Annotated in this window: 17 protein-coding genes; 3 read left to right on the top strand and 14 right to left on the bottom strand. The window is 67.1% G+C overall.

What is annotated here, in order from left to right; genetic code table 11:
- Nucleotide 1 precedes the first annotated feature (1 nt).
- From AC07M9_RS17810 to AC07M9_RS17785, 6 genes are read right to left on the bottom strand one after another with little or no spacing between them, the layout of a single operon-like run.
- Nucleotides 2-841 (bottom strand): alpha/beta fold hydrolase, encoded by an 840-nt coding sequence (locus tag AC07M9_RS17810; protein ID WP_494885567.1) that lies wholly within the window; start codon nt 839-841, stop codon nt 2-4.
- Nucleotides 841-1395, bottom strand: a complete 555-nt coding sequence (locus tag AC07M9_RS17805) for a cupin domain-containing protein (protein ID WP_494885566.1) — start codon at nt 1393-1395, stop codon at nt 841-843. The genes AC07M9_RS17810 and AC07M9_RS17805 overlap by 1 nt, the downstream gene beginning before the upstream one ends.
- A 24-nt stretch (nt 1396-1419) precedes the next feature.
- Nucleotides 1420-2355: a VOC family protein gene (locus AC07M9_RS17800; protein ID WP_494885565.1), complete on the bottom strand. Its 936-nt coding sequence runs from the start codon at nt 2353-2355 to the stop codon at nt 1420-1422.
- On the bottom strand, nt 2331-3131 hold the full coding sequence (locus tag AC07M9_RS17795) for an IclR family transcriptional regulator (protein ID WP_494885564.1): 801 nt from the start codon (nt 3129-3131) through the stop codon (nt 2331-2333). Before AC07M9_RS17795 ends, AC07M9_RS17800 begins: the two co-directional genes overlap by 25 nt.
- Nucleotides 3132-3134: 3 nt before the next feature.
- The gene (locus tag AC07M9_RS17790) at nt 3135-4169 is read right to left on the bottom strand and encodes a Rieske 2Fe-2S domain-containing protein (protein ID WP_494885563.1); all 1035 of its coding nucleotides are present in this window, start codon (nt 4167-4169) and stop codon (nt 3135-3137) included.
- On the bottom strand, nt 4166-4486 hold the full coding sequence (locus AC07M9_RS17785; protein ID WP_494885561.1) for a recombinase-like helix-turn-helix domain-containing protein: 321 nt from the start codon (nt 4484-4486) through the stop codon (nt 4166-4168). Before AC07M9_RS17785 ends, AC07M9_RS17790 begins: the two co-directional genes overlap by 4 nt.
- A gap of 185 nt (nt 4487-4671) precedes the next feature.
- On the opposite strand from AC07M9_RS17785, the gene AC07M9_RS17780 reads away from it, so the two are divergent.
- Together AC07M9_RS17780 and AC07M9_RS17775 are read left to right on the top strand one after the other, a co-directional pair.
- The gene (locus AC07M9_RS17780) at nt 4672-5916 is read left to right on the top strand and encodes an MFS transporter (protein ID WP_494885560.1); all 1245 of its coding nucleotides are present in this window, start codon (nt 4672-4674) and stop codon (nt 5914-5916) included.
- The gene (locus AC07M9_RS17775; protein ID WP_494885559.1) at nt 5913-6752 is read left to right on the top strand and encodes an SIR2 family NAD-dependent protein deacylase; all 840 of its coding nucleotides are present in this window, start codon (nt 5913-5915) and stop codon (nt 6750-6752) included. The genes AC07M9_RS17780 and AC07M9_RS17775 overlap by 4 nt, the downstream gene beginning before the upstream one ends.
- 57 nt (nt 6753-6809) lie before the next feature.
- On the opposite strand, the gene AC07M9_RS17770 is transcribed toward AC07M9_RS17775, so the two are convergent.
- From AC07M9_RS17770 to AC07M9_RS17740, 7 genes are all read right to left on the bottom strand, one after another.
- Nucleotides 6810-7619: an IclR family transcriptional regulator gene (locus AC07M9_RS17770; protein ID WP_494885558.1), complete on the bottom strand. Its 810-nt coding sequence runs from the start codon at nt 7617-7619 to the stop codon at nt 6810-6812.
- 55 nt (nt 7620-7674) lie between these two features.
- Nucleotides 7675-9162, bottom strand: coding sequence for an aldehyde dehydrogenase (locus AC07M9_RS17765; RefSeq protein WP_494885556.1), 1488 nt, complete (start codon nt 9160-9162; stop codon nt 7675-7677).
- 20 nt (nt 9163-9182) lie between these two features.
- Entirely contained in the window at nt 9183-9974 is a 792-nt protein-coding gene (locus AC07M9_RS17760) for an aspartate dehydrogenase (protein WP_494885555.1), read from the bottom strand.
- A 2-nt stretch (nt 9975-9976) separates the two neighbouring features.
- A complete protein-coding gene (locus AC07M9_RS17755) occupies nt 9977-11647 on the bottom strand; it encodes a thiamine pyrophosphate-binding protein (RefSeq protein WP_494885553.1) in 1671 nt (556 codons plus the stop codon).
- A 25-nt stretch (nt 11648-11672) separates the two neighbouring features.
- Nucleotides 11673-13652 carry a glycoside hydrolase family 3 protein gene (locus tag AC07M9_RS17750; protein ID WP_494885551.1) on the bottom strand — a complete coding sequence of 660 codons (1980 nt, stop codon included), beginning with the start codon at nt 13650-13652 and terminating at the stop codon, nt 11673-11675.
- Between the two features lie 80 nt (nt 13653-13732).
- Nucleotides 13733-15898: a TonB-dependent receptor gene (locus tag AC07M9_RS17745; RefSeq protein ID WP_494885549.1), complete on the bottom strand. Its 2166-nt coding sequence runs from the start codon at nt 15896-15898 to the stop codon at nt 13733-13735.
- Between the two features lie 194 nt (nt 15899-16092).
- The gene (locus AC07M9_RS17740) at nt 16093-16851 is read right to left on the bottom strand and encodes an SDR family oxidoreductase (protein ID WP_494885547.1); all 759 of its coding nucleotides are present in this window, start codon (nt 16849-16851) and stop codon (nt 16093-16095) included.
- Between the two features lie 423 nt (nt 16852-17274).
- Here AC07M9_RS17740 and AC07M9_RS17735 point away from each other — a divergent pair, with 423 nt between their 5' ends.
- Nucleotides 17275-19398 carry a TonB-dependent siderophore receptor gene (locus AC07M9_RS17735; RefSeq protein ID WP_494885545.1) on the top strand — a complete coding sequence of 708 codons (2124 nt, stop codon included), beginning with the start codon at nt 17275-17277 and terminating at the stop codon, nt 19396-19398.
- Between the two features lie 69 nt (nt 19399-19467).
- Here AC07M9_RS17735 and AC07M9_RS17730 read toward each other — a convergent pair whose 3' ends face one another.
- Entirely contained in the window at nt 19468-21126 is a 1659-nt protein-coding gene (locus tag AC07M9_RS17730; RefSeq protein WP_494885544.1) for an arylsulfatase, read from the bottom strand.
- Nucleotides 21127-21558: the final 432 nt, after the last annotated feature.

Here is a 21558-nt window from a genome sequence, read left to right as displayed (position 1 = left end):
CTCAGTCTCCTAATGCGCGATCGGCGGCGGACAGGATCGGCCGGATCACCTCGTTGAATTGCTGCGGGCCTTCGGTGGCGAAAGCGTGGCCCAGACCTGGAACCTCGACGCCGGGCGCACCCCGGAACGCGTCGGCGATGCGGCGGCATCCCGCAGGAGGGGTCACCACGTCCTCGCCGCCCCACGCCACCAGGCCGGGAACCTCGAGTCCATTGAGAAGCGCCGGAAGGTCGCTGCCCGCCAGCAGACGTACGGCCTGTTCGTAACCCCCGGTGTCGACCGAGGCCATTGCCCCGCGCACCAGCGCGCGGACGTCGGCGGAGGCGCGTTCGGTGACGAGGCGCGCGGCGCGGCGCTCGGCCATGCCTTCGGGGCCGAGTTCGCGGATGTCGGCGATGCGCCGCGTGATCGTCTCCGGCAGCTCACCACCTGCCGAGACGCCGTAGCCGGTGGCGGGGCTCGCAAGCACAAGCGCCGCCACGCGGGCAGGGTCGATCCGCGCCGCCGCCGCCGCCATGATCGCACCCAGCGACTGGCCGACAAAGAGGCACCTGCCTACGCCCAGGTGGTCCAGCAACCGCCACAAGGCCGCCCCATAGTCTTCCGCGACCGGAGCAGCCGCCGGCAGGCGCGCGCTGCCGCCATAGCCCGGCGCGTTCCAGGCGATCACGCGGCGCCCGGATGCGAAGGCTTCGAACTGGCCCACCCAGCTCCCGGCGTTGGAGCCGATGCCGTGCAGCAGGACGAGTGGCAACGCACCCCCGCCACCCGCCTCGCGCCAGCTGAACCCGGCACCCTGCCGCAGCGGCGCGATCGCTTCGAGGCGGTCGGCGAGGTCCATCAGGCGCCGGCGACGGCCGGCTTGGAGCGCTTGATCTTCGAAAGCGGGTGCTCGGGCGGATAGGTAGGCGTCTCGGGCACATTGGTGCCCAGGCACACGATCATCAGCGCTTCCTCGATGCCCTCGTTGACGAGACCCCGATAGATGCCCGCCGGTACTGAGACGAGATCGCGCTCGCGCACGTAAGTCTCGTAGTATTCGCCTTCGGCTTCGAACATCAGCTTCACCTTGTTGCCCTTCAGGATGAAGAACACTTCCTCGACGTCGTCGTGGAGGTGGAGCGGGCCTTCGCAGCCGGCGGGAAGCACCATGGTCGAGAATGTGAAATGCTCGGCCGGCACCGTATTGGTGTCGCTGGCGACGCCGGTAGCGCCGGTGCCGACATAGCGCATCTGGGCGCGCTTGTACTTGGGGTCGAAGTCGGCCTGGAACTTGAGCGCGTTCCAGTCGAGCTTGCGGGTCTCGTACCGTGCGAGGCGGCCGTCGATCCACTCGGCGAGCGTCTTGCCCTCAGGGACCAGCTTGTTGCGTGCCGGCGCTGCGGTTTCTTCCATCTTGTTTCTCCTGGAAATACGGGTTCAGGCGCCGCTTGCCTGGCGGCGGGTGTTGCCGTCGATGCCGCCCGCGATCGCCCATTCGGCGAACAGTTCGGGCTTGCGCTCGAACTCGCTGGGCACCCAATCGGCGGTGCAGTAGTCATCGTCGGCGTAGAACTCCCACGAGCCGCCCATCGGGCTGCGGAAATACCAGAAATAGGCCGACGAGATCGGATGGCGGCCCGGACCGATGTCGGTCTGCCAGCCCTTGGCGCTCATCGACAGGCCGCTGCCGAAGACCTCGTGGATGTTGCCCACGGTGAAGGCGACGTGGTTGACGCCCGGCTTGCCGGGCCGGCGCAGCACGAAGGCGTCGTGATGCGGCCCGGGCGTGCGGCAGCGCAGGAAGGCGGCGTGGCCGGGATAGCTGTCGCTAACCACGAAGCCGAGGCGCCGGGTGAAGAAGTCCAGCGTCGCATCGAGGTCATCGATGAACAGCACCACGTGCCCGATGCCGATCGGCGCGGGCTGGGTGTAGACGGTCGAGCGGGCATCGACGCGATTGGCGCGGCCCGGCCCGTTGACGAGCTGCAGGTCAGCCACCGCCTCGCCCCGCTGGCGCACGCGGAAGCGGTGCGTGAAGCCCGTCGGATCCTGGATGCTGAGCAAACCCTCGGCATCGGGTCCGGCCTCTTCGCCGAGGCGCACGGCGAGCGCGGCCAGTTCGGCCTCGTCGCTCACGCCCCAGGTGACGGCGCGCAGGGACGCGCCCGGCTCGACGCCCGGCGCCAGCACCGGATCGTCGCAGTGGCGCACTTCCACCTCGGCGCCGTCGCGGGTGACGCGGCGCTGCACGCTCTCGTCGCTGCCCGCATCGGCCAGGCCCCAGTCGTCGAGGAAGCGCGCCGCCTCGACGAGGTCGGTCGTCGAAAACTGGACCGCTTCGATGCCGGTCAGGCCGTTGCTGTGTTGGGCCATGCCCGTTCTCCACTTGAATTGATGGGCCCGCGGGGCGATCCGCCCAGCAGCGCTGAAATCGTATCGGCCGCCTCGACCACCGCCGCGCGCACGCGCTCCGCCTCGATCGCGCTCGCCCCGGCGCGGGTGGCGTTGATCGCGGCCGCGAGCCGGTTGCCGCGCTCGCGCACGGGTGCTGCCGCGACGGCCAGGCCCGTCTCGTAATAGCCGTCGCTTGTCAGGCAGGCGGCGGCGCGGTCCTCGGCGAGTTGCGCGATAAGCTTCCGGAGCGAGCCGGGCACCGCATCGCCGCGATCGCCGAAGACGTGGCCTTCGTAGAGGCTTGTCACTTCCCCCACGTCCAGTCCGGCGAGCAGGAGGCGCCCCATCAGCGTCGCATGGGCCGGGAGCGAGGCGCCCACGGAGACGTTCTCGGTGACCGCGCCCTCGCCCCGGCAGCGCACGAGGTAGATGATCGAGGCGCCTTGCCGCACGGCCAGGTTCGTGGTCCACCCGGTGCTCACGCTCAGCGCCTCGAGGACCGGCGTGGCGAGTGCGACCACATCCTGCGAGGCGAGAAACTCATGGCCGAGCAACAAGACCCCGGCGTCGAGCGCATAGCGTCCGTCACCGTCGCGCCGCAGCAACCCGAGGTCGACCATTTCAGCCAGCAGCCGGTGCAGACTGGAACGCGGAATGCCCAGCGCCGCGCCGAGGTCGACCGCCGCCAGCCGGGGCCGTTCGCGGCCGAACTGACGCAGGACCGCGATGCCGCGTTCCAGGGAGGACTCGGGCATGGATCAGGCCCGCTCGTGCTCGCAGGCGGGCTCGGCGCCGGTCGTGGCGACTTCCGCCGCCGCAAACTGGTCGAGCATTCGGCGCAGGCGCACGATGCCGCCGTCGTGAGCGTAAAGCGCTTCCTGTTCGCGCGCCCTGTCGTCCATGCCTTCCAGGATCAGCCGGTCCTGCTCGAGCACGTCCCAGTGCAGCGATTCCAGACGGGCGCGATAGAGGAACTTCCACGCATTGCGCGCCCAGCCAGAGACTTTGCGGCAGCGCCAGAAGAACACGCGGCAGCTGGTTTCGTCGACCGGAACCACCATGCCGACAATGCCGAACGAACCGCCCGGCCCCGCCGACTTGCCGTAGGGGATCGACAGGCGCAGCCACAGCGCGCCGGTCATGCCCACTTCGGTCCAGTCGAAGTTCACGCCGGTCTGGTTGGTCTTCTCGAACACGAAACCGGCATCGGTTTCGCGCGCCCGCATGGTTGCGGTCTTGTCGCCCTCGGCCATCGAATGGCTCTGCGCGTGCAGATACGCGCCGTGCATCGGGTCCATGACGTTGTCGACCGCATAGCGCCAGTTGCAGTTCCAGTGCGCGGTGCACACGATGTCGGCCCATTCGCCGCCGGAGATTTCCTCGGGCAGCTCCAGCGGGGCAGGCTCGCCTTCGCCGAACCAGACGAAGATGGCGCCGGCGCGCTCCACCGCCGGGAAGGCGCGGTTGAGCTGGCGGCCCTTCATCACGCACTTGGCGAGGGCGGGAATGTCCTCGATGCGGCCCTCGCCATTGACCTCGACGCCGTGATACCAGCACGCGACGCGGTCGCCCAAGTTCCAGCCCATCGACAGGCGCGCGCCGCGATGCGGACAGCGGTCGTCGATCGCCTTGATGCCGCCGTCGGCGTCCCGCCACAGGACGATGCGCTGCGACAGTCGGGTCAGACCAAGCGGGGCCTGCTGGAGCATCCAGCTCGGCGCGACCGGATACCACATCTCGCGCAGACCCTCGTTGAGGCGCGCCGCGGGGGTCAGGTTGACAGGAGCATTCATGCTGCGGTTTCTCCGGGAACGATCTGGAACAGCGCTTGGCCGAGCCGGTCGAGCTCGGCGTCGAGCGTCGCCTCGGCCCAGGGGGCGCCGGCACGGTCCGCACTGCCGCCGGCGTTGAGGGCCGCGACGAGTTCCGGGAATTCGAACGCACCGCCGTCGAACGCGGCGGTGAGGGCCTGCGCGAGGCCGTCCTCGAACGCATCAAGCGGCCCGCCGCGCGTCTGGAAGACAAAGTTCTCGACCTGTCCAGGTTCCTCGATGAAGCGCCCGCCACCCTTGGCGTCGGCGGTTTCGGCGAGATAGGCATTGTACCGCATCGCGACCCTCATTGTTTGATATGCGAACATACGTCTACGATATGGGATTCGTGCCTCAAGCGTGTGTACCTGTCAAGCCGCCCTGCAAACACCCGCACATACAACGCGGATTTCGCTCTTCCCAAGGCGATGTGTTTGACATAGGAATTGTTCGTCTCAATTATGATACATGAGGGTCGCAATCCATGATACCTGAAGGCTTCGTCCCGGCGGAATCGAATCCCGGCTATCCGGGCTGGCGCGTCCTGCTCGCCGCGGTGATCGGCCTGGCCTTCAGCCCCGGCCCGATGATCTTCGGCACCTTCGGCCTGTTCGCCCCCCACTTCGCCGCAGATCACGGCTGGAGCCGGGGCGCGATCATGCTGGCGCTGACCTTCTTCAACGTCGCGGGCGTGCTTGCCTCGCCGCTGACCGGCTCGCTGCTCGACCGTCGCGGCGTGCGCCGCCTGCTTTTCCCTGCAATGGTCGCGCTGGCCCTCGGGTTCCCGGCGCTGGCATGGCTGGCGGGAAGCCTGCCGCTGTTCTATGCTATCGCCTTTGCATGGGGTGCGACGACCGTGGCCACGCAGAGCATCAGCTACTCCAAGCTCATCACCGGCTGGTTCGTCCAGCACCGCGGCCTCGCCATCGGCATCGCGGCGGCGGGGCTGGGCGTCGGCTACGTGGTGATGCCCCTGGTCGCGAGCGCATTGCTGGCAGGCCATGACTGGCGGGTCGCGCTCTCCTTGCTCGCGGTGCTGGTGATGGTGGTGCCATTCCTCTGCAATCTCGCGCTGGCACGCCCGGCGCCCGACATGCCCGCCGCCTCCACATCCACCCTCGCCGGTCTGACGCTGGCCGAAGCCCGCCGCACGCGCGAATTCGCGCTCATGGCCGCCGCCATCCTGCTCGCCTCGGTCGCGCTGACCGGGATCGTGCCGCACATCTCCCTGCTCGCTCTCGATCACGGCCTCTCGACCGGGCAGGCCGCCGCCGTCGCCTCGTCCTATGGCCTCTCGACGATCGTCGGCCGCGTACTGGTGGGCTGGCTGGCTGACCACTTCCCGGTCCCGCGAGTCGCCATCGCCTTCTTCGCATGCTCGGCCCTCGGCTTCGTGCTGGCGGTAACGGTAGGCGCCTCGGCTGGCATGCCGATGCTGGTGCTGGTGGCTCTCACCATCGGTCTCGGCTTCGGCGCCGAGAGTGATGTCATCGCTCTGTTCATCAGCCGCTACTTCGGCCAGCGCGCCTTCGCCGCCATCTACGGCTACCTGCTCGCCGCATTCCTCGTCGGCTCGTCGATTGGCCCGGCCCTGTTCGGCTTCGTGCGCGACGCCAGCGGTGGCTATGGCGCTGTGATGACGATCGCGACCGGCCTGATGGCGGCCGCCTGCTTTGCGCTGGCGCTGCTGCCCGTCACCGCGCGCCGCCACGATGCGGTGATCGCATGATTGTCGCCAGCTTCGAGGAGCTGGCCGCGGCAGTCCGGGACCGACGGGTCCTGCTGTTCGCCGGCGCAGGCCTCTCGATGAGCGTCGGGCTGCCTTCGTGGCACGAGCTGATTGACCATATGAAGCGCGAACTGGGGCTGGAGGGCATGCCCCACCAGTCGGGCTGGAGCTACCAGACGCTTTCCGAGTACTACCGCCTCAAGAACGGCAGCATCGGCCCGCTGCGCAGCTGGATGGACCGCACGTGGTCGGTGTGCAGCGACCGGGTGCGCGAATCGGAAATCCACGAGATCATCGTCGATCTCGACTTCCCGCTGGTCTACACCACCAACTACGACAACAACCTCGAGATCGCCTACCAGGCCCACGGGCGTGAGTTCGTGAAGGTCGCCAACACCAGCGACATCGTCAACGCCGAGCGCGGCCTCCCGCAGATCGTGAAGTTCCACGGCGATTTCGATGACGACGAATCGCTCGTCCTCGCCGAGACCGACTACTTCCGCCGCCTCGCTTTCGATTCGCCGCTGGACATCAAGTTCAAGGCCGACGCGATGGGCCGCACGCTGCTGTTCCTGGGCTACAGCATGTCGGACCTCAACATCCGCATGCTGCTCTACCGCCTGTGGCAGATGTGGCAGGAATCGGGCCGCGAGCGGGATCGGCCGCCGTCCTACGTGTTCTCACCCAAGCAGGACCCGGTCCAGCAGATGGTGCTGAGCCAATGGGGCATCCGCGTATTGCACGAGCGGGCCGAGCACCCTTCTGAGGCGACGCTCAAGTTCCTGCGCCGGTTGCGCGATGCAGTGCGCGGCGGCGTGGGCGCAGAGTTGATGTGAACGCCCGGACAAACCGCCGGCGGGCCGCATCGCCCCGTTGACGATGTCGACCGTCGCTCAGCCCTGTCCGCCCGCGCGGTAACCCAGCCCGCGCGAGATTTCCATGCCTGCACGCTCCACCTGCGTGGAGATGCGGCCCTCGAACGTCTCGCGGTCGAAGGTGTGGATGGGGCAGCTGATCGAGATCGCCGCCGCCACTTCGCCGGAGGCGTCGTAAACCGGTACCGCCACGCTGGCGACGTTCTGGTCGTAGAAACCCCAGCTCACCACCGTTCCGCGCTTGCGGTCGCTTTCGACAAGGCTGACGAGATCACCCATGCTGTCGGGGGTCGCGTCGGTGTACTTCGTGAATTCGAAGCTTTCATAGAGCGCCACGACTTCGGAAAGGCTCATGTTCGCCAGCAGCACACGGCCCGGAGCAGTGGCGTGCGCGGGCAGGCGCGAGCCGACCGTCACCGCGCTGATCAGGCTGGTGTTGCCTTGGAACCGCGCGATATAGACGGCATCGCGCCCCTCGCGCACGACCAGGTGCGAGGACGTGCCGGTATCGTCGCGCAGCCGCGCGAGGACGGGATTGGCCACCTCGATCAGATCCTTGCCGGCCAGAAAGCTGTAGCCCAGCTCCAGGACCCGGCTGCCCAGCTGATAGCGCTTTCCCTCGGCGATGCGACGCAGGTAGCCTGCGTATTCGAGCGTATAGACCAGCCGGAATGCGGTCGAACGCGTCGTGCCGATCTGGCGCGCCACTTCGGCAACGGTCTGTTCCTGGCGTTCGCGGGTGAAACTCTGGAGAACCTGCAGGCCCCGAACGAGGCCAGGCACGATGTAGCGTTCGTCAATATCCGGCAAAGTTTCGGGCTTGGTCATTGTGTCTCGATTGCAAAACAGGTCGCCAGTTCTTTGACCGGCAAATACCCGCCGATCAACCCCAGCCTATCGGTTCCCCGGACATTCCCAAGTAAATCGCCTTCTGATTCATGTACGACTGGATCCAGTGCCGCCCCTTCTCACGCCCCAGGCCGCTGTCCTTGATGCCTCCGAACGGCGTCGAAGAGCTGAACTGCTTGTAGGTGTTGATCCAGACCGTGCCTGCCTCGATCCGGCGCGCAATGCGCCACGCTGCCTTGTAGTCGCGAGTCCAGATGCCGCAGGCGAGACCATATTCGTTGTCGTTGGCGCGGGCGACGAGATCTTCCTCGTCGCGCCATGACATCACTGCCAGCACCGGGCCGAAAATCTCCTCGCGGCAGATTGTGTCGGTGTTCGACACGTTGTCGAGGATCGTCGGCGGATACCAGGCCCCTTGCGCGAATTCGCCCTGCGGCACTTCGCCGCCGCAAAGGATCCGCGCGCCGGCGGCGACGGCGGCATCGACCATCGCGGCGACGCCGTCGCGGTGACGGTGGGCGATCATCGGTGCCATTTGCGTGCCGGGCGCATCGCCCCGACCCAGGCGCAGCGCCTTGGCGCGTTCCACCAGGCGGGTGACGAATTCGTCGCGAATGGTTTCGTGGACGAACAGGCGCGATCCGGCGATGCAGGACTGGCCGGTGGAACTGAACACGCCGTAGAGGACACCGGCTATCGCCTCGTCCAGGTCGGCATCCGGCAAGACGATGGTCGGCGATTTTCCGCCCAGTTCCAGCGAGACGGGCATCAGCTTGGTTCCGGCAATCTCGGCGATGCGGCGACCAGTGACGGTGCCCCCAGTGAACGCGACCTTGCGCACATGCGGATGGCGCACCAGCGCGTCGCCTACCACCCGGCCCGGGCCCGGCAGCACCGAAAGCAGCCCCTCGGGCAGTCCGGCACGATAGGCGAGGCGCGCGAAGAACAACGAGACCAGCGGCGTCCACTCGGCCGGCTTCAGGATCACGGCGTTCCCCCCGGCCAGCGCGGGTGCGACCTTCTGGGCGTCGCTGGCGATCGGGGAGTTCCAGGGCGTGATGGCGGCCACCACGCCGAGCGGTTCGTGCACCGACATCGTGACCCAAGGGCCACGCGGCGCGGTCAGTTCATCGTCGAGCGTCTCCAGCGTGGCGGCGACGTAACGGAACGTGCCCGCCGCCGAGAGCGCGAGAGCGCGCGTCTCGGCCAGCGTCTTGCCGGTGTCGCGGGTCTGGAGCGCGCTGATCGCGTCGGCATGCGCCTCGATGGTGTCACCAATGCGATAGAGCACGCGGGCGCGCTCGTGCGGCCTGAGATCGCGCCACGCCGGATCGGCAACCGCCGCCCGGCCCATCGCTACCGCGTCCTCGACGTTGTCGAGCCCGGCAATGCCATAGTCCGCCACCAGCGTCCCGTCGGTCGGATCGATGCTGGGCGCGGTGCCGCCGCTGCCGGGCCCGAACCGGCCGCCCACGCAGATTTCGGAGAAGTCAACTTGGTCGGGGCTGAGCAGTTGGGTCATCAGTGTCTCGCGGGTCATTCTCAGATGACGATCTGCGCGGCCATGCCGTGAAGCAGGCGCACGATGCTGTGGGCGGTGAGCGCGGAAGTCTTGGGGTTCGCCGCCGAGGGGGCTCCGGCGATCCGCACCTCGAAGGTTCCGTCGGCCCCCTCGAAGCGCAGTTCGTGGACGTTGGTGGCGATCGTCGGATCGGCGACCAGCTCCACCTCGGTGCGGTCGAAGCCGATACCGGCCAGCGCCACGGTGGCCGCCACGTTCGAATTCTTCGGGTAGCTCAGCGCCGCGACACGGGCGTCGCCCCGGAAGAACACGGTCGGCTCGGTCAGTCCCGCGAGGTCCAGCAACGTTTCCGCAGGCGTACCGCGCCACGCTAAGGCGGGCTTACGGCCCACATAGCGCACACGTTCCAGTCCGCCGAGGCGCGCCGCGGAGAGCCCCTCGATCCCGGCCATGGCGCCCGAGGCGAGGACCAGCTGCGCCCCGCCCTCCTCTGCCGCCGACGCCAGCGTTTCCGCGAGCGCCGCATCGGCGAGCGCGCCGGTGGACACGATCATGAACGAAAGTCCGCCGCGCAGCACTTCGGCGCCATAGGCGCGCACGGCCTCATGCCCGGCGCACTCCACGACGATGTCGGGGCGGCGCGCCAGAAGGTCGACCACGGTTTCGACGCGCAGCGCCTCGTCCAGCCCGTCGCGCGGGCAGCGCGCGAGGATGCCGACGACCTGCGACCCCGCGCCCAGCGCCTCGCGCACGGCGCGCGAGATGCCGCCGTCGCCGATCAGGCCGATGCGCGGGAGGGGGATGCTCGCCATGCTCAGTCCTTGCGCGGGGGGCCGGCGAAGGCCTGGGGGTAAGCGCCGATGGCCAGCATGTCGATCTCGACGATGGCGGCGCCCGGCTGCGACCGCGCGCGGTCGAGCGCGGCGCCGACTTCGCCGATGTCGCCGACCTTCTCGTGGCGCAGGCCGATCGAGGCGGCGACCATCGCAAAATCGGGCACGCGGATGTTCGAGTAGTGGCGGCGGCCCCCGTACTCGACGTCCTGGATATTGCGGATCACGCCGTAGCCCTTGTCGTTCATCAGCACGAGGGTGACGTCGGGGTTCTCCTCGGCGAGCGTCGCGAGTTCGCCCAGGCACAGCGTCAGGCCGCCGTCGCCGCTCAGCGCATAGGCCCCGCCCGGCGCGCCGAAGGCCGCGCCGATCGCCATGGGCAGGCCCTGCCCGATGCCGCCGCCGACCGCGTGGACGCCCGCGCGGGTGTTGCCCACGCGCAGGAAGCGGTTGCCCCACATCGAGTTCGAGATGGTCACGTCGCGCACCCATGCCGCATCAGCCGGGATGCGGGCCTGGATTTCGTCGACGAGGCGGTCGTAGGCGCCCAGGCTCTTGCGCATGCCGGCGTGCATGACGGTGCGCGCGGCGCGGATCGTCTCGCCCCATTCCGCGTCGTATGTGGTGTCACCCAGCGCTTCGAGCAGACCCGCGAAGGTCGCCTTGACGTCGCCATGGATGAACAGGTCGTTGGCGTAGCTGCGGCCGTCCGAGGTGGCGTCGGCGTCGATCACCGCAACCTTGGCGGGCAGGCGCAGCTTGTAGATCCACGTCTCGTTGCCGCGCAGGCGCGATCCCGCGACGATCATCAGGTCGGCCTCGTCGTAGAGTGCCTGCACTTCCTTCGTGCAGTTGAACGCGCCCAGCGAAATGGCATGCGTCTCCTCGACGACGCCGCGGCCGTTGGTGGAAGTGACGATGGCGATGCCCTTGTCAGCCAGCGCGGTCGCTTCGGCCTCGGCGCCGCGTGCACCGCCGCCCAGCAGGATCACCGGCTTCTTCGCGGCGGCGAGCATTTCTGCCAGCGCGGCGATCTTGCCGGCGGCGGTCGCGGGACGCCTGGGCGACAGTTCGGGCAGCACCGCAGGCATCGTCATCGGCGCGGCCTGCACGTCGACCGGGATTTCGATCGAGACCGGGCCGGTCGGCGCCGACAGCGCGGCTTCGGCGGCGGCGCGCATCGTCTCGACCACCTGGTCGGGCGAGGTGATGCGGAAAGCCGCCTTCGAAACCGCGCCCAGCATCTGCATCTGCGCCGGGGCCTCGTGGATATAGGCGCGGTTGAGGTCGAGGTGCTCCAGTTCCACCTGCCCGGTGATGTGCATGACCGGCGAACCCGCCGTCAGCGCCTCGACCATCGCGCCGGCGGCATTGCCTGCAGCGGTGCCGGTGCTGGTGAAGGCGACGCCCAGGTTGCCGGTGACGCGGGCGTGGGCATCGGCCATGTTGAGCGCGCCTGCCTCGCCGCGCGCGGAGATGTAGCGGATCGCGCCCTGCTCGCCCAGCGGGTCGAGGATCGGCATGTTGTGGATGCTGATGACCCCGAAGACGTGGCTCACGCCCCAGTGCGCCAGCAGCTGGGCGATCAGGGCGCCCACGGTGGTCTGCGTCTCGGCGGTCGCGCCAGTCTTGGTCACGGCAGTCTCGGTCATTGGGGTGTCGATCACTTCCATGGTGTCAGTTTTTCCGGGGAGGATAGGAAAGGCCGAAGCCGAACGGGTACGCGGTGCGCGCGAAGTCGAAGGGCACGTCCTCCGCCTGCCCCTCGATCGAGGCGGCGTCGGCGGGGAGCGCGAAGGGCAGCTTGCCCGAAGGGGCGAAAGCGCCGGTCAGCACGTCGGCGAGGGCATCGTCGCCCGAGCCGAAGGTGGCGATCATGCCGGGCACGGTGTCGATGAACTCGGCAAGGACCGCGGGGCGCTCCATGCTCATGACCACGACGACCGGCTTGCCGGTGGCAACGGCCTTGCGGATCATCGCCAGCTCGTCGGCGTTGTCGGCGCCCGCAAACACCGGGGTGCCTTCATGGGTCTTCACGAAGAAGGCCTGTCCGGTGGTATTGTTGCGATAGGGCGCATTGACCTTGACGACGATCACGTCGGCCTGCGCCGCTTCGGCGACGCGATCCGCGAGCGCCCGGGGCGTGGCGGCGAAGCCCTCCAGCGCGACCTTGCGGCCCGGCGCCAGCGGCAGGACGTTCGACACGTTCTTCAGCAGCACGATGGACTTGCGCTGCGCCAGATCGCCCGCGGCCACGTAGTCCGGCGCCTTGACGATGCGGAGCGCGGCGTCGGGATCGACGTAGGGATTCTCGAAAAGGCCCATCGCGAACATCGGTTCGAGGATACGCTGCACCGAAACGTCGATGCGCTTCTCGGTCAGCTTGCCCTGCTTGACGAGGTCGACGATGTACGAGGTCTCGTGCTCGCCGCCGAGCTGGTCGATGCCGGCCCAGACCATGCGGCGCTCGCGCTCGATCTTGGGCTGGTCTTCCAGGCCCCAGGGCTGCGCGTGCATCCAGTCGGTGATGGCCACGCCCTTGAAGCGCATCTTGGTGCGCAGCAGGTCGGTCATGACCTTGCGCGAGAAATTGGTGGCGACGTCGTCGATCCAGGTCGGGATGCCGTAGCTGCCCATCGCGAAAGCGACATTGGCGCGGAAAGAGGGCGCGAAAGCGTCATAGTGCAGCTTCTGCCGCCGGCCGGGGTAGACCAGGCGCGTGCCATAGGGATTATGCGGATCCAGCCCATGTTCCACCGGACCATCGCCGGGGAAATGCTTGACCGTCGCCATGATTCCGTCGGGCCCCAGACGGCTGCCCTGCGCACCGAGGATGAACTGCGCCGCGTATTCGCCATTGAGTTTCGCGTCTTCGCCGAACGTCCCGGGAATCCGGTTCCAGCGCGGCTCCGACACCACGTCCGCCATCGGGTTGAGGATCATGCGAAAGCCCATCGCCCGCAGCTCGGCGGAGGCGACTTCGCCGAACCGGTGGACCAGCGCCGGATCGCGCGTGGCGGCGAGACCGATCTGGTCCGGCCAGCTCGACGTGATCTTGACCCGGTCGGGCGGGGGCAGCGCCCCTCCCGGCAGGCGGTTGGTGGTGTGGATCGGATCCGCGCTGAACACGATCGGCACGCCCAGGCGGCTGCCTTCGGCCATCTCCTGGAGCGCATTGGCCCAGCGCGCCGCGTCGGCGGGCGAGCCGCCGGGCGAGGTCATGATGTAGCGCACGTGGCGGTCGAGGATCAGGTCGCGCGGGCTCGGCTTGTCGGCGCGGTCGAAGCCGGGGACGCCGGTGACGTTGACCGGCGGCTTGAGCGCGCCCGGCGGCGGCGGGGCCAACTGGTCGAGCACGGCGCCGCCGGGGCCGAAATAGCCCGAGTTGACCGCGTGCATCATCATGCCCGCCTTTTCGGGCACCGTCATGCGCGCGGTCAGGTCCCTGGCACGCTTCGCGGCAGGCAGGCGCCAGTCCTCGTAGGGATCGAGGCGGCCGTTCCTGTCGAGGTCGCGGAAACGCAGGTCGTCCACCGTCAGCACGGGCGCCGAACGGGTCTCGATCCGGGGCTGCGACGCCCGGGCATCGCGCGCCGCCGCCGGGTGGGCGCAGAGCATCGCGGCGGTCAGGGCGAGGAGGGAAGACAGGCGCTGCATCGGTGGTCTCCGGTCATGAAAAGAAGGGGGCGCGGCAGTTCGGAGGAGGATGGGTAGGCGCGCCGCGCCCCCTCGCTGGCTTACCAGCGCAAGGTCGCGCGCACACCGTAGGTACGCGGCGGCGCATACTGGCTGCGGATGGCGCCGTAGAGGCCGCTCTGCGCCGCCTCGGTCAGCACGACGCTGTTCTCGAGGTTGCGCACGTAGGCCTGGACCGACAGGCTCGTGTTGTCCGGCACGTATTCGAGGCTCAGGTCGGTGCGGGTGTAGGCGCCCTGACGCTCGGTCGCGCGGTTGAAGTAGCTCATCCACTGCTCCGAGCGGTACTGCGTCTGCGCCCGTGCCGTGAACTCGCCGCCCAGCGCCGCGAAGCTCTGCTGGATGCCGGCGTTGATCGACCACTTGGGCGACTGCACCAGGTAGTTGCCGCCGAAGTCGACGGTGCAGACGCCGGCCACCGTCTTGTTGGTGCAGAAATCGCGGTACTTGGCGTCGAGGTAGGTGACCGAGAAGTCGATGCGGCTGCCCTCGAACAGCGCCGCAACGGTCTCCGCCTCGATGCCCTTGATGCGCGACTTGCCGGCATTGACGACGATGGTGTCGGCGCCGACGACCTGCGAAACCTGCTGGTCCTTGTAGTCGTACCAGAAGGCGCTGAGGTTCACCTGCAGCTTGTCGTCGAAGAAGCGGTTCTTCGAGCCGATTTCATAGGCGATCAGCGTCTCGGGATCGTAGTTGCCGAGGCCGAAGTTGTTGAATCCACCGGACTTGTAACCGCTGTCGACCTTGGCATAGAGCAGGTTTTCCGGGCTCAGCGTGTAGTCGATGCCGCCGTGCCAGGTCACCTTGGTCCACGAGGCGCGGGTGTCGTCGGTGGCGTAGGTCCGCTCCGCCACGCCGTCGGCGACGTTCTGCGTCAGGCTGCCGACGTAGCTGTAGCCCTCGCGGCTCTTCATGTCCTTGGTGTAGCGGATGCCGCCCGAGACGCGCAGGTTGTCGAGCAGGTCGTAGGAAACCTGGCCGAACGCCGCCTTCGAACGGGTCGTCACGTCATAGTGGTACTCGCGCAGGTTGACCGGCGCGCCGCTGATATCGTTGTCGAAATAGTTGGCGAGCGTGAGGTCCTCATTGAAATAATAGAGGCCGAACTGCCAGATGAACCCGGACTTGTTGTTCGAGGCGACGCGCAGCTCCTGGCTGACGTCCTCCGACTTTTCGTCGCGGGTGTAGATGTAGAACTTGTCGGCCTGGCCGTCGTTGTCCCACTTGTGGAACAGGTCCTGCTTCATGTAGCCCGAGATGTAGCTCACGGTCGCGACATCGAGGTCGTAGTCCGCACGGCCCAGCAGGCGGATGTTGGTGGTGTCGAAGCGGCCCTTGGTGTTCAGGCCCCAGTGCGTGGCGTCGTAGGAATCGTCCTTGGGGACGGTGGTGATCGCGCCGTTCACGGTGGTCAGCTTGACGCCGTCGTAGACTGCGCCCGAACCGCCGAGGTGCATGTAGTCGCCGCTGAGCAGGACCTTGAGGCGATCGGTCGGGGTCAGCAGGAACTGCAGGCGGCCGCCCTTGACGTTGGTGCTGTCGCCCCGGCCCACCGCGCCGTTGTTGCGGAAGCCTTCGTTGTAGCGCGAGACCGCCGAGGCGCGCATCGCGATGCCCTCGGTGATCGGAAGGTTCACGGCAGCATCGACGTTGATCGTGTCGTAGTTACCGGTCTCGACCGAGACGTAGCCCTCGGCCTGATCGGTCGGCTTCTTGGTGATGATGTTCACGGCGCCGCCGGTGGCGTTGCGGCCGTAAAGCGTGCCCTGCGGGCCGCGCAGCACTTCGATGCGCTCGAGATCGTAGAAGCTGGCGTTGATGCCGGTCGGGCGCTGGAGGTACTGGTCGTCGATGCTGACCGCGATGGCGCTGTCGCCGATCTCGGTGAAGTCGCGGCTGGCGACGCCGCGGATCGACAGGAACGCCGCGCCGCTGCTGGCGCCGATGTTCAGGCTGGGAGAAACGGTGGTCAGGCCCGAGACGTCGGCGATGCCGCTCTTCTTGAGCTGGTCGGGGGTGAAGACCTGCAGTGCGGTGGCGGTCTTCTGGGAATCCTCGGAACGCTTGGTGGCGGTGACGACGATCTCACCCAGGCCCTCGCCTTCCGCTGCCGGTGCCTGCGCATCCTGCGCGAAGGCTGCATGGGGAAGCGCGGCGACCGCGACTGCCAACATCGAACTCGTGAACGCACTGCGGTACTGCATGGAAAGCTCCCTGGCCTGTTTATCTAAATGGTTCGTATATCAAACGCTGTTTGTATTACGATCAAACCGCCGAATCGGGTTTTTGTCAATAACTTTTGTGACAGGTCGGCGGCATCGCCTGGGTATGCAGGGGCGCACGCAAACAGCCGGCGCGGCGATGGCCGACCGGCTGCAAGGCAGAAAAAAGGGGGAATTCAGGCCGAGATAAGGCCGCCGTTGATCGGCAGGATCTGTCCCGAAACGAACCCGCTGGCGTCACTCAACATAAACACTGCCGCGCCGACAGTGTCCTGGGGCACCTGGGGACGCCGAATCGCCGCACCGTCTACGTAGAACTGCTTGCGCTCCTCGGGCACGTAGTCGGTCGCCGGAACCCGCACGAGGCCCGGCGCCAGAGCGTTGACGGTAATCCCGTCCTCCCCCAATTCCCGGGACAGGGAGCGGGTCATGCTGATGACCGCTCCCTTGCTCGCCACGTAATGCAGCAGGCGCGGCGCGCCCCAGAGCGCCGTGTCCGACGCGATATTGAGGACACGCCCACCCTTGACCGAGCGGCGCAGCATCGGCGCGAACGCCTTCGTCATCAGCCAGGTTCCGCGCACGTTGATGCGCATGACCTGATCCCACTGGTCGAGGTCGATCTCCTCGAACGTCTTGCCGCCGATCCCGGTGGCCAGCGCCGCATTGTTGAGCAGGCCGTCGATCCCGCCCAGCCGCTCCGCCACGTCGGTCGCCAGCGCCGTAACGGCGAGCGGATCGGCAATGTCGACCGCGAATCCTTGTGCTTCATAACCCTGCTCGCGCAGTTGCTCCGCCATGCGCAGGGCGCCTTCGCCGTCGATGTCGGCCACCGCGATGCGCGCGCCTGCTTCCGCACAGGCCTGCGCGAACGCCGCGCCGAGACCGCGAGCCGCGCCGCTGATCAGAATGGTGCGCCCTTTTAGTATAGCCAATGAAGCCTCACCGTCTCTGATTTGAACCTGTGGTTTCGCTAGCAAACGAATTGGAGCCCGGCAAGCGTGGATTGGGCAGGCTTTTCGGGCTGGCGCAGTTCGCGGTCCAAGGACCGGCGGAACGTTCGACCGGCCGCAGGCCGTGCTGCCGCCAAGGCGCCGCAAGCCGAGCGCCGGATTGCGCGCAAGGCGAAACAGGTTGGGCGTCCGACGGGTCTTCGACGATCCGCCCTATCCTGCGCTGCGGGCAGCGCGCTCATCGGGTCGCTTCGGCAATGCCCACAGCCTCCGACATCGTGCATGGCGACGCTGCATGTTGCCCATGCGCCACAGCCATCAATCTAAACGAACGCGATATTGCGACTCGTTCCCAATAGCGATAACGCGCCCATTATTGAGAATTAGTAGCAAGAGGGGTTTTATATGGTTTCCGGTCGTTCTCTCGCCTTGTGCGGCGTAGCATGGCTCGCCCTTTCGACCTCAGTGGCCGCACGGGCGGACGAGCAGGGCGCCCGCACGCCCGAAGAGCAGGCGACCGAAGACGGCAGCATTGTCGTCACCGCCGCCAGTTCGGGCACGAAGACGGAAACGCCGCTGATCCAAGTCCCCCAGCCGCTTACGGTCATCACATCCGAGCGCTACCTGTCGCAGGGCGCGATCAGCATCAGCGACACGGTGAAGTATGCCGCCGGCGTACTGGCCAATCCCTATGGCCGCGACACCCGCGTCGACGGCTTTAACATCCGCGGCATCGACGCGCTACAGTTCCGCGACGGCATGCGCGACATCTTCAGCTACTACGCCAGCATCACCTCCGACCCGTACAACTTCTCGCGCGTGGAGATCGTGCGCGGCCCGGCCTCGGTGCTGTTCGGCCAGGGCTCGATCGGCGGCCTCGTCAACCTCGTGTCCAAGGTGCCGGAGTTCCGGACCGGCGGCGAGGTCAACCTCGTTTACGGCAGCTTCGACCGCAAGGAGGCCATGGCCGACCTCAACCTCGCGCTGTCGGGCAACCTCGCGATCCGCGCCGTGGGCCGCGTGCGCGATGCCGATACCTACGTCGACCACGTTCCCGATGACCGCGTGATGTTCGCGCCCTCGATCCGCTGGCAGCCGACGCCGGACACCGACGTGATCCTGACCGGCCTCTATCAGGAGGACGATACCGGCTCGACCTCGCAGTTCCTGCCGATCGCCGGCACCTTCCGCCCGAACCCCGCCGATCCCTCGGCGCGGCTGGGCCAGTACACTTTCGTCGGCAAGCCGGGCTGGGACCGTTATGCGGGCCGCACGCTGCAGGGCGGTGGGTCGATCACGCACGCGTTCTCGGACAATATCCGGCTGAGCGTGAAGGCGCGCTACATCGACAGCGACCTGGAATACAACACGCACTACGCGGACAGCTACACCTACCCGACCAACCCGTACCTGCCCTACGCATCGCTGGGCACCTACGGCCGGACCATCGGGCTCTACGCCGATGCCAGCGACGCGCGGATGAATGTCTTCTCGACCGACAACAACCTGCAGTTCACCTTCAACACCGGCGCCAACATCGAGCACAAGCTGCTCGTCGGTCTCGACTATAGCTGGAACAAGGTCGGCAAGCGCTATGCCGGCGGCAGCGAGCTGATCGATCTCTACGACATCGACTACGACGCCCTGCTGACCTACGATCCGTCCGGCCCCTTCGCATACGACAGCCAGAAGCAGCTCGGCTTCTATGCCCAGGACCAGATCCGCTTCTTCGACCGCGTCTCGCTGGTCGTGGGTGCGCGCCGCGACCGGGTGACCTCCTCGGCGGGCAACAAGGACAATGCCACCACGTTCCGCGCCGGCATCATCGGAGAAATCGGCGCCGGCATCTCGCCCTTCTTCAGCTACACCGAGAGCTTCCTGCCGCTGGCCGGTTCCGACAGCGACGGCAACGGCCTGAAGCCGCAGACCGGCAAGCAGTTCGAAGTGGGCGTCAAGTGGCAGCCCGAACCCAACACGCTGGTCACGATCACCGGCTTCCACATCAAGGAACGCAACCGCGTCCTCTACCTGCCCAACAACGTCATCAGCCAGTCGGGCGAGCTGACCACCAAGGGCGTCGAGTTCGAGGCCAGCCACACGCTGCCCGGCGACTTCGAGCTGCTGCTGAACTACGGCTACAACCAGCTGAAGTCCGAGGTGAACAGCAGCCTCGACTACATGCCGCGCCACACCGCGTCGATCTGGTCGACCAAGACCTTCGGGGTTTCGCAGGGCGCGCAGCTACGGCTGGGCGGCGGCGTGGTCTATAACGGCAAGAGCAAGTCGACCGGCGCGATCGACCCTTACGGCCTCAATCCGGCGATCCCCGCCGGCACCCTCTACACCGTTGTCACGCCGTCCCGCACGACCGTGGACGCCCTTGCGGAGATCAACTGGGAGAACTGGCGCTTCGCGATCAATGCGACGAACCTGCTCAACAACAAGTTCTACGCCTCCTGCCTCGCCCGCGGCGACTGCTTCATGGGCGCGCCGCGCAACGTGATGGGCACGCTGGGCTATCGGTTCTGATCGCCGGCGAACCGGGTCTGGGCGGCAATGGCCGATCCCAGGCCCGGGCGTCGTCAGATACCTCGCGTCTCAGGGCGAGTGAAACCGCTGCGTCGGCGGCACGACTCCGTTCTTCTGCACGTAGCGATCCCACGCCGCGGTCAGTTCCGCCAGCTTGACCGGCTGCTCGGCGACGAGGTCGTTGGTTTCCCCGGGATCCTGATCCAGGTCGAACAGATGCCACTGCCCGTCACCGGTATCGGTGATCTTCCACTTTCCCTGCCGGATCGACCGGGAGGCGAACAGTTCGGTTCCGAAGGCTTCCTCGGGGCCATGGGCGAAAGCCGCTTTCCCGCTGAGGTAGGGCACGAGAGACGAACCCTGGATCAACTCGACCTGGCGTCCTTCGAAGTGGCCGGCGGGGTCGGGCACACCGGCAAGATCGAGAAAGGTCGGCGTGATGTCGGCCGCGGTCAGGAAGGCGCGGTCAATCCGGGCAGCCCCGACGATGTTCGCGGGGCCGGCGATGAAACTGGCCGTGCGGGTGCCCCCCTCGGTGGCGTAAGTCTTGTAGAGCCAGGACGGCGCCGCCGATGCACCGGCCCAGCCGGGACCGTAACCGACGTAGGACGTCGCCGCGCCGAGATTATCGAGGCGGTTGTCCGCCTCGTCATGGCGCTTCTTGATCGACGGGAGTTCCGCGTCATCATACGCCATGCCTTCCGGACCGTTGTCCGAGAGAAACACGATCACCGTGTTTTCGAGCTGGCCTGACCGGCGCAGTTCTTGAACCACCCGGCCGACATTCTGGTCGAGACGATCAACCATCGCGGCAAATATTTCCATCTCCCTTGCCGATATAGCCTTTTCCTGCGGCGTAAGCGCCTGCCAGCCACCAACCGGCTTTGTCCTGGCATGGGCAGGCTTGGCCGGATCCCGAAGTTTCAGCGCCGCCTGCCGTTCGAGGCGCTTCGCGCGCAGCACGTCGAACCCCTCGTCATAGACACCCCGGTAGCGGGCTATGTCCTCGGCAGGCGCCTGCAACGGCGCGTGCGGCGCGGTGAACGCAAGATAGGCCAGGAATGGCTTGTGCCTGTCTGGCCCTCTCGCCGCTTCCTTCAGGAATGCCACCATCCGGTCGCCGATATAATCGGACGAGTAGAAATCCGCGGGTAGTTCCTCGATGACCTTGCCGTCCTGGGTGTAAACGACGCCCTTCGTCGGATCAGTGGCCAGACCGAGGCCGAAGTGATTGTGCGCGGCAGGCAGGATGGCGAAGCTGCGCTGGAAACCCCGATCATGCGGATCCTGTCCGGGCGCCGCACCCAGGTGCCACTTGCCGGACAGATAGGTGCGATAGCCGCTGGCGGCGAGCAGTTCGGCCAAGGTGGCGTTGTCCGGGCGCAGGTAACCCTCCAGCCCTCGCTTGCCACGCTGGTTCGGTGCCACCAATTCCATCGCGCCGAGGCCGACCCTGTGCGGATCGGTGCCGGTCAGCACCATCGCCCGCGTCGGCGAACAGGCCGGCGCGGTATGGAAATCCGTGAACCGCACCCCGCGAAGCGCCAGGGCGTCGAGATTGGGCGTACGGATTTCGCCGCCGAAACTCCCAAGGTCGGAGTAGCCGAGGTCATCCGCTACGATGATGAGAAAATTTGGCGGCTTCCGCTCCCGGGCCTGCGCCGACGAGATGGCAAGCGCAGCAACGGACAAGGCGGTGAGCAAGCGGTGCAACGGGCGACGGCTCATCGGGCATTGTCTCCATGATCGCCGGAATGGGCGGTGTTCAGCGTGACCTGAGGGGATGGGCGATGGCGGGGCACAACATCATCCGGGCTTCCTGGACGATGTTCGCCGGGCACGGCGCGCTGGATCGGTAGGTGCTCGTGCAAAACACCGCCTCCATGTCCGGGTATTTTTTACCAAACGCACGCGCCAGACAACGGAAAACTGGCCCCGTATAGGGCTGAGCCGCATTCATGGCCGGAGTTCGATACCGTGGCCCATCCCGGGTCGGGCCCAGCCTCACTTGCCTGGGCTGATCAGTGGTGCGCCGTCGGCGGCTTCGGCGACGCTCCCTGGGCCAAGTGTCAACCGCCGCGTCGCGCTCACCCTCGTTGCGAATTGCGAAAACACTCACTGCGGCCCCAGACGAAGCGGCTAACAACCGCATCTCCGCCA

Source organism: Novosphingobium sp. GW821-FHT09E05 (assembly GCF_059416165.1).
This window is presented reverse-complemented; position numbering and strand designations above follow the sequence as displayed.